We start from the raw sequence: 12,582 nt of genomic DNA, 5'->3' as shown, positions 1-12,582 counted from the left end.
ACCGCCTCCCCTGCCCTCGGGTTCCGTCCTACCGGCAATTTCAGGCGCAACTTTATACAACCAAAAAGAGTACAATGCTTATACGGCAATTTATGATGGCTGTGGGAAAGTCGCGTTGCAGGCAAGAGAGCCTGTTCCTTCCGCTTCAGGCGGTAACCTCCGGCCCCTTCCGCCTCGCCACCCCCGCATGGCGGAAGGGGTCAGAAAGCCGGGCGGCTTCGCAATGATCCGAGCTTCGCAGCGAAAGACAATGCAACCGGCGAAGTTCTCTCTTTCGGGAGCAGCGCTGCTCGCCCTTGCCACGGCGGCACCAGCCGAGCCGGCAAAGCCATTCGCCACCGCAACCATCGAGCGGCACTGGACCAGCAACGCGCTGGATAGCGACCGGCCCATCCCGGATTGGTTCACGCTGCTGCGCGGCTCGCTGGAACGCCAATGGGGCGATGCGGACGCCAACGCCGGCATCGGCACGGCCTTCGAGGCAACCCGCCATGATCGCGTCGCCATCGAGGACGACAGGGCGCTTTCCCTGTCCGCGCACGCCTTCCGCCGCTTGTCGGCGTCGCTCGAGTTGCGCGGTTCGCTCGGCTACCGCGCCTTGAGTACCGGCGACGATCTCGACCTTGGCGCGATTGTCATCGGCACCCGGGCCTTGAAGCAGCAACTGAGCGTCGAGGCGCAACTCGGCATTGCCCTCGACCACGGCACCGCCTTGATCCTCGAAGCCTCCGAAAGCTTCGAGACAACCGGCCCCACCCGCTTCGAAAACGATGTCCTGCCCGCCACTCGGCTCGACCCGGATACGAACCGCCTCCACGTTCAGGCCCGCCTCACCCGCACTGTCGGCCCTGCGGCCTTCGGCGGCTCGGCTTCAGCCCTTGTCGCCTCCGTCGAACCCCTCGGCGTCCCTCTGGTCGCACTGTCATTCACGCTCGCCGCACTGAGCGCGGAACTCGCTGTCCAGAAGGCAAATGGAGCAAGCCTTGGTCTCGCTTTCGGTCTCGAATGGCTTCGCGGCACACAAAGCGTCTACAGCCAGATCAAGCCGGCGTGGCAGATTCGGGCAACGCAACCACTGCCGCACGGGTTTGAACTGCGCGGCGCATGGTTCGGCCGTTACGAAACCGTCGACAGCGACGACCCGCTCGCCTCATGGCTCGACCGGGCCGAACTGGAACTTGGCTGGAAAATCAGTGACCGGTTCGCGCTTGCCTCCGGCGTCTTTTGCGAACTCAAGCAGAACCTGTTGTTCGAAAACGAGGAGCGCAGTCGCGGCATCTACGCCGAAGCCGCCTACGCGCTGAACAAGCCGCTCAAGGCGGTGATGCGCGTCGATCTATCGAGAACTTTCAAGACCGTTATCGACCTGGAAGAAAACACGATTGATGCCTTCTTCGGCCTGAGCGCCGATATCTGAAATGCATCAAGAACCTACGCGCTAAAGTGGCAGGAGAGTGTGCAAAACTCCCCTGCCCGCATGCGTACCGGCTACCGGCTTCAAGGTGTTTCAGGCCCAAAGCCCTTCATGTCCAGCATCCATGCGATCCGGATCAGTGGTGCTTGCTGCCCATCTTGTAGCTGTTGCCACCGTTCAGGTTCACACCAATCCCGTTCAGCACGCCATTGATGCCGTTGCCGACATTGGTCTTGTTGCCGTTCAGGATGCCGGACACGACGTTGCCGCTCAAAACGGCGTTGTCGTTGCCGATCCCGTTCAGCACGCTGACGTTGCCGAGCCCAACCGAGGGCGAGACGTTGATCAGTCCGCTCGACAGGCCGTGATTGCCGCCCGTCGCGCCCCAGCCACCAGCCTGGGCCCCAACGGTCCAGAAGGAAACGGCAGCGACAGCAAGTACAACAGTGATCTTGTTCATGACTTTCTCCTTTGTTGCTGACAGTGTTTCCTTCAACTTCCGACGATTACCTCCGAGATCAGGATATGACTGAAAACAAATAACGCAATTAAAGATTGCATTGTTTTCACAATACAACCTGCATTCCAATTCTTAACGCTAATCTTTTACCTTAAGCGATTTGGTTACCGGCCGCTCCGAACCTCAACCACTCTCGCCTTCCCAGCGATCGAGGAAAGCCTCGATCGGCAATGCCTGCATGTCGGGGATTGCGATCCCCAGCTTCTCCACCGGCCAATCCCACCACGCCAACCGTTCGATGCGAGCCGCGACGTCAGTCGGAAAGCGCGGCCGCAGAACCCGCGCCGGAGAGCCGGCGACAATGCTGTAAGCGGCGACATCGCGCGTCACGACCGCATTGGCTCCGACCACCGTGCCATTGCCGATGGTCACCCCTGGCATCACCACGGCGCCATGCCCGATCCACGCGTCATGGCCAATGGTCACTGCCTTCGCCTGCCGTCGTTCCCGAAAGGCGTTATCAACTCCGAGATAGCGGAAATACTCATTTGGCCGATAGCTGACCTTGTGCTGCGTCAGCCGCTCAATCGGATGTTCGAGCGCATTGATGCGGGTATTGGCTGCGACCGAACAGAACTTGCCAATCGTCGTATAGATCGCTTCGGAATGTCGCTCGAAATAGGTGAAGGCTCCGACGGTAACCTCGCGCAGCACCACTCGCTCGCCTATGGACACGAATGGCGCCAGCCGGCATCCCTTCAGCTCTGCCGTCGGGTGGACGCGTGGTTCGGGCTCTTTCGGGGTTGGCTGCTCGGTGTGTTCCATGCCGAGGGCTGTACGATGCCCTCCGGGTCGCCGCAAGTCACCTAAGGGCGCGCGGGGTTCAGATCAGGGTGAGCCAAAAAACGGTGACTTTCGAGAACCTAAGCGCGGAAAGCTGTCGTTTGCAGGCCACCATAATCTGAAGCTACTGCGGCTTGCCTTTCGCCCACTCCACTGTCTGGCCATATAGCGGAACCGACGTGATCGACATCTTGGCCGATCCGTCCTGCACCTGGCGCGAATGCGACAGATAGATCAGGGTGTCGTTGGCCTTGTCGTAGATGCGGTTCACCACCTGCTTCTTCCAGATCAGGCTGATGCCCTGCTTGAAAACTTCCTCGCCGTCTTCGCTCAGGTCGATGTCGCCGATCTTGATCGGCCCCGTCTGCCGGCAGGAAATTGAGGAATCGGAAGGGTCTTCGAACCAGTTACCCTTTTGCAGGCGATCGATGACGCCACGGTCGAAATAGGACACGTGACAGGTCACGCCCTCCACCTTGGGGTCCTTGATCGCCTCGATGATGATATCGTTGCCCAGCCAGTCGACGCCGACCTTGCCGACCTCCTGCGCAAGAACTCCCCCTGCGCCGGCGAGGATGCCCAAAGCGGCAAGGCCGCCAATCAGATACCGCCTGAAGAGATCTCGCAAGAAACGCTCCCTGGTTGCATTCACGGAAAATTCAATTGGTGTGCGCGTGGTCAAATTGCAAGCACGCTTGCCCACACCACGCCATTGCGGCATCACGGCGCGTATACTCGTGTCGCGCAACACGCTAACGGTGTTGGCAAAAATTCAATGCGGAATTCGTCTCATGATGCGCTCCATCCTCATCGGAATCCTCGTCCTGATGACAGCCGGTATCGGCTGGCTCACCTTTAGCTGGTACAGCACCCACTATGGTGGCGAGCCTTTCGGCGCCCCGTTCGCCCTCACCGACCAGACCGGCGAGCCGATCACCGAGGCGGCGCTGCGGGGGCATCCAAGCGCCGTCTTCTTCGGCTTCACCCACTGCCCCGAAGTCTGCCCCACCACGCTGTTCGAAATGGCCGGCTGGCTGAAGACGCTGGGCGACGAGGGCAAGGACATCAAGGCTTATTTCGTCTCCATCGATCCCGAGCGCGACACGCCGGAGATCATGAAAACCTACATCTCCAACTTCTCGGACCGCATCGTCGGCATCACCGGCGAGCCGGCGAAGGTCGAAGCCATGGCCAAGGCCTTCGGCATCTATGCCAAGAAGGTCCCGACCGAGGACGGCGATTATACGATGGACCACACCGCTTCCGTTCTTCTGTTGAACGGCAAGGGTGACTTTGCCGGCACCATCGCTTATGGCGAGAGCGCCAGCAACGCCATCGCCAAGTTGAAACGGCTTGCGGCGGAAGGCTGACCGACCAACGCGAGACAATTCGTCGCCCATGACCCAGACGCGCCTCCATTTGACCACGTCGAAGGCCGAGGCCGAGCGCATCTTCGCCGCCATGGAGACCGCTTTCGAGGAAGACGGCTGGCCGATCTCGGTTCTCGAACTGGACGAGGATCGCGATCTCCACGAAATTTCCCTCTATGCCGAGGGCGATGTCGAGGCGATCGAGGGGCAATTGCGCGACCTGCTCACCGCCCTGTCCGTCGACAAGCCGCTGGAGCGCGAAGTCCTGCCCGACATCGACTGGGTCGCCCGCTCGCTGGAAGGGCTGAAGCCGGTTCGCGCCGGGCGCTTCTTCGTCCATGGTGCGCATGATCGCGACCAGATCAGGCCCGGCGACATCGCCATCGAGATCGAGGCTGGACTAGCCTTCGGAACCGGCCATCACGGCACCACAGCCGGCTGCCTTGAGGTGCTGGAAAGCGTGGTCGAGGCCGAGCATCCGCAAAACGCGCTAGACCTCGGCACCGGCAGCGCCGTCCTCGCCATTGCACTTGCCAAGCTTGCCGCTATCCCCGTGCTGGCGACCGACATCGACCCTGTCGCCACCGAGGTCGCCACGGCAAACGTCAAGCTCAACGACGCTTCGAACCTGGTTGAGACCACCACCGCCACCGGCTTCGACCATCCCGTCTTTGCCGAGCGCGGCCCCTTCGCACTCATCGTCGCCAACATCCTCGCCGGCCCGCTGATGGACATCGCACCGGATATGGCCGCGCACCTCCAGCCCGGCGGATCGCTGGTGCTCTCGGGCATTCTCGACCGCCAGCACGACGCCGTGCTCGCCGCCTACACCGCGCAAGGCTTCCGCCATATCCGCACGCTTCACCTCGAAGGCTGGGTCACCATCCACCTGAAGCGCTGATCTGGACCACCGCTCGACAATTGCCAGCCCGCTCCCTCGCGGCTACGGTCCGCTCAATCCCTTCTTTCAAAGAGCTGCATCCATGTTCCAGTCCTTCGATTCGGCCGGCGATCCCTCCGTCGGCAAGCCCCGCGTCGCCAAGCTGCGCGAATGGCTTGCCGCCAACGGGCTGGATGGCTTTCTGGTGCCGCGCGCAGACGAGCATCAGGGCGAATATGTCCCGGCGCGCGCCGCGCGCCTGCGCTGGCTGACCGGCTTTTCCGGCTCGGCCGGCGTAGCGCTTGTCCTCGCCAACCGCGCCTTCGTCTTCGTCGATGGCCGCTACACCTTGCAGGTGCGCGCGGAAGTCGATCTCGACATCTTTTCCATCGAAAGCCTTGTCGACAACCCGCCGCCAGTCTGGATCAGGAGCAATCTTGCCAAGGGCACGCGGCTCGGCTTCGACCCCTGGCTGCACACGGTGAGCGAGGTCAAGACGCTGCAAGCGTCTGCCGACAAGGTCGGCGCTAAACTCGTCGCCGTCGAGAAAAACCCCATCGACATCATCTGGGATGACCAGCCTGAACCGCCCGTCTCTCCCGTCGAGATCCACCCGATCGCCTTCGCCGGCGAACTGGCCAGGGACAAGCTTGCACGCCTTGCTGCGTCTATCGCCAGGGACGGCGCCACCCACGCCGTCCTCACCGATCCTTCATCCATCGCCTGGGCTTTCAACATCCGCGGCAATGATGTCCCGCATACGCCGTTGGCGCTCGGCTTCTCCATCCTCGCGGCCGAGGGCCAGCACCAGTTGTTCATGGACAGCCGCAAATTCTCGCGCGAAGTGGCGGCCTACCTCACCCAGCTCACCGGCCTCTCAAAACCGGATGCCTTCGAGCCCGCCATTGCAACCCTCGCGGCCAATGGGGCGAAAATCGCGCTCGACCCGGTCCTGGCGGCAGACAGGCTCAGGATGCTGGTCGAGGAAAATGGCGGCACCGTCATCGCAGCCACCGACCCGGCCCGCATTCCGCGCGCCACCAAGAACCGCGCCGAAATCGAAGGCAGCCGCGCCGCTCACCGGCGCGATGGCGCAGCCGTCGCCAAGCTGCTCTGCTGGCTCGACCGCCAGCAGCCCGGCAGCCTCGACGAGATCGCGGTGGTGACGAAGCTCGAGGAATGCCGCCGCCTCACCGGCGAGGAAACGCAGATGCCGCTGCGCGACGTCTCCTTCGACACCATCTCGGGTGCCGGCCCCAACGGCGCGATCATGCATTACCGCGTCTCCCGCGCGACAAGCCGCAAGCTGGCCGCAGGCGAACTGTTCCTGCTCGATTCCGGCGCGCAATATCAGGACGGCACCACCGACATCACCCGCACCGTCCCTGTCGGCCAGCCGACCGAGGAGATGCGCGAACGCTATACACTCGTGCTGAAAGGCCTGATCGCAATTTCAACCCTGCGCTTCCCCTCCGGCACGCGCGGCTCGGAAATCGACGCCATTGCCCGCATGGCGCTATGGCAGCGTGGCCTCGATTATGCCCACGGCACCGGCCACGGCGTCGGCTCCTACCTTGCCGTGCACGAAGGTCCGCAGCGCATCGCCCGCACCGGCACGGAGAAGCTGCTCGAAGGCATGATGCTCTCCAACGAACCGGGCTACTACAAGGAAGGCCACTACGGCATCCGGCTGGAAAACCTGATCGTGGTGGACCCGGCTGAAAACCTGCCGGGCGGCGACATTGCCATGCACGGCTTCGAAACGCTGACGCTTGCGCCTTTCGACAGCCGGCTTCTGCGCCCCGACCTCATGACGCGAGATGAGTTGCACTGGCTGGATACCTATCACGCCCGCGTTCTTGCCGAGATCGGCCCGATGCTCGACGGCGAGGTCTTGGCATGGCTGGAAAAGGCAACTGCCCCGCTGGTAGTGTCTCAGTTTGAAATCTAGGGCTTAGATCGGATGAAGCGGGGCACCGAACAATTTTCTTTCACCCAAGCCTGGGTCTCAGGGCATATCCATTTTAGGAGCTGCATGATCTCCGAGTAGTTTCCGGACAGATTAAATCCCAAAAGCGGCTCTTGATGGAAAATCCGGTTCCGCAAATCCAAAACGTTGTTCACTCGGCTATAAATGCCTTTGTGTTCTGTGTTGGCGGGCATGTGCGGGAAAGCCTGAACTAGATGGCTGCTCCACAAAACCGGTTTATATCGGGGCGCAAGCATGGCGACCCAAAATCCGAACGAAAGACCAGCAACCATTTCGTCCGCACTTGGTTTGATCCCACGCGCCTTTAATCGGCCGCCGCCGCCAGATAGGGGGTCAATCGTGCTGGCGTGATCGTGCGTTCAAATGCGGCAATTAGCGCGTTTGGAACTTCTTCATATTTTGTGTGTTGACTGATCGGCATAGTTCACCATATTGGCACATGCAAGCCGGACTTCGCCACTGCTCGCAAGCGAACCCGGATGGATAGAACCCCCGGACAGCCGATAGGCCCTCCGGGGGTTTCGCTTTTTACCCCCTCTTTTTATACGGCCCCCGCTTCCCCGGCTTCGGGGCAACGGCATCCATCATCGCGACAAGATCATCCATCGACCAGAGTTTATCGGCAACGCCAGCGGCCATTGCGGGCGTCATGCGCAGCGTCTTGTGCATTTTGATGAAGTTGTACCAAACCGTGTAGATCGCAACCATGTGGACGTGGTTCTCAAACTTCTTTGAGAACGCATTGGTGAGGCGGGTAAAGCGGCGATTTGCCATGCGCATTGTGAGGTTCGCGCGTTCGACATGCGATGTGCTGACATGCGCCATATCGGGTGAGCCTTCGATGCGCGTCTTAATCGCGCCAGTGCAGACGGCGGGGCTATAGCGGCGTTCCGGCGATGCCTTCTTGCCCTCCGGTTCGCCGTACTGCTTCACCAGCATCGCATAGTCGATGTCAGCGCCAAAGGTTTCCTCGACCGCGTTGAGATAGGCGCGATGGCCATCGGTCGTAAGCTGGACGCGATTGGCGAGGCGGTCGCGAACATCTTCCATGAAGGCCAACGCATATTCGCCATCACGACCGCCGACCAGCCACGACACGATAAGCTTGCTGTCGCTGTCCAGCGCGGTCCATGTCCACACGTCGCCAGCGCCATCGACCGGCTGTTTCATGGTCGCTACGTTCTTCGCCTTCGCGCCGACGAATGACCAGATTTCGTCGGCCTGCACCTTTTTCGCCTGCACATTGCGAACTTCCCGGTCATGCAGGTCGGCGCAGAATTTTCCGGCATCGACAAGCAGCTTCGAAACGGTGTTGATCGACACGTCGGCAACGCGGGAGATCGACCGCATGGATGATCCCTCGCAAAGCATGGTGAGGATTTGGACGCGGGTTTTGAGGGGCAGCTTGTTCATGCCCCTAATATCTGAACTTTTATGCTTAGTGTCAAGCATTAAAGTTCATCTTACGAGATACAGCCCAGGCTTACCGCGCCCGAGATATGGCCGATACATCTGCTGCAACTCGCCAACGTCGCAGTTTACCAGCCGGCCAATGGTTTCGAGATCGAAGCCGAGAACGTCGCTATGCATTTTCAAAAGCGCGGGAAAAACGGTCGGTTCATCATATGGAAAATCAGTCTCCTGGGGCTCTCTAAGCCGCCAGCCCATCGACGCAATTTTCTTCCAGGCGTACTCACTTTGATGCCGCGTTATCGCATCGATCGCTCCCGCTCGATAAAGCAGAAAGGCCATCGACATTTTCCAGTAGGCTTTTTGGAGCGCCAGCCATTCGAGTGAAATACCAGCACGCCCAATGAATTGGCGCCGGAACTGCTTTTCAGGAACCATAAGCTCTGCTGCGAAAGCGTTCGCCTCATCTTCAATGTTTTCTGTGGGGATGCGGTGCATGATTACATGCCCGAGTTCATGAGCGAGAGATGCGCGCATTCGATCCGGCGGCACGTTGCGATTGAGGAAAATGCACGGCGGCAAATCTCGCACTCGCATTGTAACGCCGTCGATGCCCTTTTCGAGGTCGCACCAAATTACGAGGATTCCAGCCCGCTCACAGTAATCCGTCAAGTTAGCGATTGGACCATCGGGTATGGACCAAGTTCGGCGGATCATATGTGCAATTTCTTGCGGGCCTCCTCCTTCATCGACATCCACTTGCGGGAGCGGAAGTTCTGGGTGGAGATCAGCAGCGCGAAGGTAGCGCCGAAGGTGGATCAGGCGGATGTTCAGTTCAGCGTGGATCTGTTTGAGGATACGCTCACCAACCGCAGCTTTCTTGCGATGCATAGGGTGTACGCTCAACGGCAAACCGGTAAGGCCGTCGGTCTGGTAAAAGAATGCCGCCGGGAATTGAAGTGCCGCCGCTATCCTATCAACGTTTTCGGCAGATGGACCATCCGGCAGCAACCCATTCTCGATACGTGAATAATGACCCTGATTAAGACCGGCTTTGGCGGCGACATCGCCTTGACTCGCTCTCCTGTACTGCCTCGCGAGAAGCAGTAGCGATGGATTGAATGGAGCCTGGGTCACTTCTTATCTTCATTCGTCTTTGTGTCTTGACCCGTCTTCGCCGCCGGACTCAGGACAGAGTCCGATGCGGGCTTGGTCGGCACTACAGGCGGCAGGGCTTCAATGGACGCACCACCTCGCGGAAGCTCAAACTTCCAAAGGATTTCTTTCTTCTCGCGACCTACCACGCCGATCCAATCAAGCGCTGTCTGAAAGCGATTGAACACATGCACAATTTCAACTCGATGATGACCAGCGTGGCCGAACAGATCGGCTTCATGAGTATGGAAAAGGCCAGCTAACGGCGTCGGGAAATTGGACGTAAAGAGACTGAGTGCCGCCTTCTTAAGCCGGAACCTCACTAAGTCATCTGCGATGAATGAAATGGTGTCGTCATGAGGGACCGACCGAATGCCATTGTCTCCACTCAACTCAGCCAAGACAGACTGAACGCTGTTTTCCCACATGATCGCCCGTGTAGTGGATTTACGACGCCACCAAGCCATATCGGTATATTTCAGCTTCAAGTCTTCCCAAGCCTTCTCAATACAAAAGCGAATTCGCACATCTCTCTCGTTTTGAGCAAGGACACGCCGAACTACCGCTTCATCTGGATTGGGCATTTGCAAATGTTCCCCGCGATTCGAGAGGGAATCATCGCATGGGAATGTCCGGAAATCAACACCGAATTATGCGCATGGCTATGCGCGCGGCTTGTTCCACCGCTTTTCCGCCGCCTTCTTGGCGATCTCGGCGCGGCGTTCCGGCGTCATGTTCTCGGCGCGCTTCTTGCCGCCTTTCGCGCCGAGCGCCTTTGCAGCCGGGTCTTTGCCGTCGTCGTGAAGGTCGTCGGCTTCCTCGCCGGTAGCAATGCGCATGATCTTGACGGCATTGCCGATCACGTCGGCAGGGCGCTTCTGGCCTTTAGGTCCGGTAGGCATCAATCCGCTGCCTTATGCTGGCGAATGAACGCTTCTAACGACTGTCTTTGCTGGACCTGGATAGGTGACATTTCGACAAAGGTAGCCTGTTCAATGATGGTCGCCTGCGCCTCTTTCGGCAGATTATTCCATTGGTAGGCAACAGCCATACCAAGGCGCAACGCGAGGTGTTCATCGCCTTGTGCAATTTGGGGGTGTCTTGCTTTGATGGACATTCATACAACTCCCATGCTTTCCGGTAAGCATATAGGAGTTCGAACCGGGGCGCGACAACCCCGTTCGCGCCGTCAAATTTCAAACTGAGACACTACCGCCCCGCTACCTCACGAAGCCAAGGGCTGACCGCAACCCGTCTAAAAGCCGTCCTCACTTGGCGCGCACGTCCCGGATTCAGGTCAGGACGTGCCGAGAATGGTGGCTTTCGAGAACCGGAGCGGAGCGTACATCAGTACGTGCACTCGGCAAGCGCACGCCTTTCGCAGGCCGTCCTCACTCGGCGCACACGCCCCGGATTCAGGTCAGGACGTGCCGAGAATGGTGGCTTTCGAGAACCGGAGCGGAGCGTACATCAGTACGTGCACTCGGCAAGCGCAGGAAGACACCTTTCGCAGGCCGTCCTCACCTGAATCTACGCGACGAACTGGCGGGCGAGAATGAGGACCACAGCCCCCGTCAGGAACATGGACATCAGGCCGCCGCGCAGGGCTACGAGGCCGGAGATGATCAGCGCCACCCATTCGGCCGGCCCTGCACCTAGTGCCGCCGGCGCGACCAGCGTCGTCAAAACGGCAGCCGGCACGGCGTTAAGACCGGCTTCGACGCGCGGATGGATGGTTTCGAAACGCGACAGCACGAGATGCCCGCCCACGCGCGTTAGGTACGTTGCGATGGCGCCTGCAATGATGATCCAGAACGTCGTGCTCATGGCAGGTGCTCCGGGTCGGTCCCGATGCCGCTGTGGCTTGGCGGCAGGATGACGGCAAGCGCGACCCCGGCCAGCGCCCCGAGCGACACATGCCACGGCGAACCGACCGTCTTGTAGGCGACGATCGAGGCAATCGCGCTGACGATCACGATGGGCAGCCACAAAGGCCGCTTGCGGAAATCCATCACCAGCCCGAGGAAATAGATCGGCAGCAGGAAATCGATGCCGAGCGCGCTGGTGTCCGGAATGAAGGTGCCGGCAATCGCGCCTGCCAGTGTCAGCACGTTCCAAAAGAAATAGACGGTAAGGGCCGCCCCCATGTACCAGACGAAACTGACCTTGCGGCCGGACTGGGCTTCGCTTTCGGCAAAGGCATATTGCGGATCGGTGAGCAGGAAATAGGCGATGGCCTGTTTCGGCGCGGACCAGTGCGAAAGGCTTCGGCCAATCGCGGCAGAGTAAAGCACATGCCGGAAATTGACGGCGAAGATCGACAGCACGATCAGCCACGGCGCGACATGATGGCCGAACAGTTCGATGCCGACCATCTGGCTGGCCCCGCCGAACACCGCCGCGCTCATCAGGAAGGCTTCGAATACCGAAAAGCCGTTATCGACCGCAATCGCCCCGAACAGCATAGCAAATGGCCCCGACGCAACCACGACGGGAATGCTCAGCCGCGCGCCTTGCCAGAACGCCGTTGATGCGGATTTTGCGGGTATCGCTTCGGTAGACATGCATCGCCCTTCAGGAAGCACGGTATGTAGGTGGCGGGCCGTGCCCTGTCACACGAATTCCGTTGAGCCAAACCTTCAGCGGAAGTGATGTGTTGTTGAAAGTCGAAGGTCGCCCCCGCCCGATCGTCGATTACCGACTGGCGAGGCATTGCCACACGCTGCCTTTAAGCCCTCGGAGCCTTTGCCCCGCCTTTAAGCTCGCTCACTTCCGGGATGATGCCGAGAAGGGCGTCGCTCCTCGTCGCGTGGAAGATCCTTTTCCCTTCGTCATCCTCGGGCAAGCCTGAGCATAGCGAAAGGCGCGACCCGAGGATGACGAAGAGATGGGTGTGCTTTATGGTTGCCACGCCCGGCAAATGCCGTCTGGCCATTGTCAAAGAACTGGCCTTTGCCGTTGAAGCGCAGGTCGGGAAGACGGGCGGCCGCAAGGGCGCTCGTTTAGATAGATAGTGCGGCCTCGCGGCCGCCCGTCCGGTGTCTTAAGGCTTCAAACCGC

At 60.0% G+C, this 12,582-nt stretch carries 14 protein-coding genes; 4 read left to right on the top strand and 10 right to left on the bottom strand.

All coding sequences use genetic code 11. The features are described from left to right. The first annotated feature begins 250 nt into the window (after positions 1–250). Positions 251–1,417 carry a hypothetical protein gene (locus tag ASD50_RS15110; RefSeq protein ID WP_156465122.1) on the top strand — a complete coding sequence of 389 codons (1,167 nt, stop codon included), beginning with the start codon at positions 251–253 and terminating at the stop codon, positions 1,415–1,417. Positions 1,418–1,550: 133 nt separating this feature from the next. On the opposite strand, the gene ASD50_RS15105 is transcribed toward ASD50_RS15110, so the two are convergent. From ASD50_RS15105 to ASD50_RS15095, 3 genes are all read right to left on the bottom strand, one after another. Next, positions 1,551–1,874 carry a hypothetical protein gene (locus ASD50_RS15105; protein WP_082549713.1) on the bottom strand — a complete coding sequence of 108 codons (324 nt, stop codon included), beginning with the start codon at positions 1,872–1,874 and terminating at the stop codon, positions 1,551–1,553. 183 nt (positions 1,875–2,057) lie between these two features. Then, positions 2,058–2,699, bottom strand: coding sequence for a DapH/DapD/GlmU-related protein (locus tag ASD50_RS15100; protein WP_056242850.1), 642 nt, complete (start codon positions 2,697–2,699; stop codon positions 2,058–2,060). A gap of 142 nt (positions 2,700–2,841) precedes the next feature. Then, positions 2,842–3,345: a CreA family protein gene (locus ASD50_RS15095; protein WP_056243723.1), complete on the bottom strand. Its 504-nt coding sequence runs from the start codon at positions 3,343–3,345 to the stop codon at positions 2,842–2,844. A gap of 163 nt (positions 3,346–3,508) precedes the next feature. On the opposite strand from ASD50_RS15095, the gene ASD50_RS15090 reads away from it, so the two are divergent. From ASD50_RS15090 to ASD50_RS15080, 3 genes are all read left to right on the top strand, one after another. After that, complete coding sequence (locus ASD50_RS15090) at positions 3,509–4,087, top strand: SCO family protein (protein WP_056242848.1); 579 nt, start codon at positions 3,509–3,511, stop codon at positions 4,085–4,087. A 28-nt stretch (positions 4,088–4,115) separates the two neighbouring features. Continuing rightward, on the top strand, positions 4,116–4,988 hold the full coding sequence (locus ASD50_RS15085; RefSeq protein ID WP_056242846.1) for a 50S ribosomal protein L11 methyltransferase: 873 nt from the start codon (positions 4,116–4,118) through the stop codon (positions 4,986–4,988). An 82-nt stretch (positions 4,989–5,070) separates the two neighbouring features. After that, entirely contained in the window at positions 5,071–6,918 is a 1,848-nt protein-coding gene (locus tag ASD50_RS15080; RefSeq protein WP_056242844.1) for an aminopeptidase P family protein, read from the top strand. Between the two features lie 567 nt (positions 6,919–7,485). On the opposite strand, the gene ASD50_RS15070 is transcribed toward ASD50_RS15080, so the two are convergent. The 7 genes from ASD50_RS15070 to ASD50_RS15035 form a co-directional block, all read right to left on the bottom strand. Continuing rightward, the gene (locus ASD50_RS15070) at positions 7,486–8,370 is read right to left on the bottom strand and encodes a DDE-type integrase/transposase/recombinase (RefSeq protein ID WP_056242841.1); all 885 of its coding nucleotides are present in this window, start codon (positions 8,368–8,370) and stop codon (positions 7,486–7,488) included. Positions 8,371–8,415: 45 nt separating this feature from the next. Then, the gene (locus tag ASD50_RS22655; RefSeq protein ID WP_082549693.1) at positions 8,416–9,504 is read right to left on the bottom strand and encodes a helix-turn-helix domain-containing protein; all 1,089 of its coding nucleotides are present in this window, start codon (positions 9,502–9,504) and stop codon (positions 8,416–8,418) included. Next, on the bottom strand, positions 9,501–10,106 hold the full coding sequence (locus ASD50_RS15055; RefSeq protein ID WP_056242834.1) for a hypothetical protein: 606 nt from the start codon (positions 10,104–10,106) through the stop codon (positions 9,501–9,503). The genes ASD50_RS22655 and ASD50_RS15055 overlap by 4 nt, the downstream gene beginning before the upstream one ends. A gap of 78 nt (positions 10,107–10,184) precedes the next feature. After that, positions 10,185–10,424: a hypothetical protein gene (locus tag ASD50_RS15050; RefSeq protein ID WP_056242832.1), complete on the bottom strand. Its 240-nt coding sequence runs from the start codon at positions 10,422–10,424 to the stop codon at positions 10,185–10,187. Then, positions 10,424–10,639, bottom strand: coding sequence for a hypothetical protein (locus ASD50_RS15045; RefSeq protein WP_056242831.1), 216 nt, complete (start codon positions 10,637–10,639; stop codon positions 10,424–10,426). The genes ASD50_RS15050 and ASD50_RS15045 overlap by 1 nt, the downstream gene beginning before the upstream one ends. A gap of 413 nt (positions 10,640–11,052) precedes the next feature. Further along, the gene (locus tag ASD50_RS15040; RefSeq protein WP_056242828.1) at positions 11,053–11,349 is read right to left on the bottom strand and encodes an AzlD family protein; all 297 of its coding nucleotides are present in this window, start codon (positions 11,347–11,349) and stop codon (positions 11,053–11,055) included. After that, complete coding sequence (locus tag ASD50_RS15035) at positions 11,346–12,086, bottom strand: AzlC family ABC transporter permease (protein ID WP_056242827.1); 741 nt, start codon at positions 12,084–12,086, stop codon at positions 11,346–11,348. Before ASD50_RS15035 ends, ASD50_RS15040 begins: the two co-directional genes overlap by 4 nt. Between the last annotated feature and the right edge of the window lie 496 nt (positions 12,087–12,582).

Origin of the sequence: Mesorhizobium sp. Root552, assembly GCF_001427285.1 — a bacterium.
Taxonomy (GTDB): Bacteria; Pseudomonadota; Alphaproteobacteria; order Rhizobiales; family Rhizobiaceae; genus Mesorhizobium.
Note: the sequence above shows the minus strand (reverse complement) of the source record. Positions and strands in the feature narration are given on the sequence as shown.

Excerpts from the sequence above, each read along its gene's own strand:
- ASD50_RS15110 (WP_156465122.1), top strand. The coding sequence starts at position 251 with ATGCAACCGGCGAAGTTCTCTCTTTCGGGAGCAGCGCTGCTCGCCCTT.
- ASD50_RS15105 (WP_082549713.1), bottom strand. The coding sequence starts at position 1,874 with ATGAACAAGATCACTGTTGTACTTGCTGTCGCTGCCGTTTCCTTCTGG.
- ASD50_RS15100 (WP_056242850.1), bottom strand. The coding sequence starts at position 2,699 with ATGGAACACACCGAGCAGCCAACCCCGAAAGAGCCCGAACCACGCGTC.
- ASD50_RS15090 (WP_056242848.1), top strand. The coding sequence starts at position 3,509 with ATGATGCGCTCCATCCTCATCGGAATCCTCGTCCTGATGACAGCCGGT.
- ASD50_RS15085 (WP_056242846.1), top strand. The coding sequence starts at position 4,116 with ATGACCCAGACGCGCCTCCATTTGACCACGTCGAAGGCCGAGGCCGAG.
- ASD50_RS15080 (WP_056242844.1), top strand. The coding sequence starts at position 5,071 with ATGTTCCAGTCCTTCGATTCGGCCGGCGATCCCTCCGTCGGCAAGCCC.
- ASD50_RS15070 (WP_056242841.1), bottom strand. The coding sequence starts at position 8,370 with ATGAACAAGCTGCCCCTCAAAACCCGCGTCCAAATCCTCACCATGCTT.
- ASD50_RS15055 (WP_056242834.1), bottom strand. The coding sequence starts at position 10,106 with ATGCCCAATCCAGATGAAGCGGTAGTTCGGCGTGTCCTTGCTCAAAAC.
- ASD50_RS15050 (WP_056242832.1), bottom strand. The coding sequence starts at position 10,424 with ATGCCTACCGGACCTAAAGGCCAGAAGCGCCCTGCCGACGTGATCGGC.
- ASD50_RS15045 (WP_056242831.1), bottom strand. The coding sequence starts at position 10,639 with ATGTCCATCAAAGCAAGACACCCCCAAATTGCACAAGGCGATGAACAC.
- ASD50_RS15040 (WP_056242828.1), bottom strand. The coding sequence starts at position 11,349 with ATGAGCACGACGTTCTGGATCATCATTGCAGGCGCCATCGCAACGTAC.
- ASD50_RS15035 (WP_056242827.1), bottom strand. The coding sequence starts at position 12,086 with ATGTCTACCGAAGCGATACCCGCAAAATCCGCATCAACGGCGTTCTGG.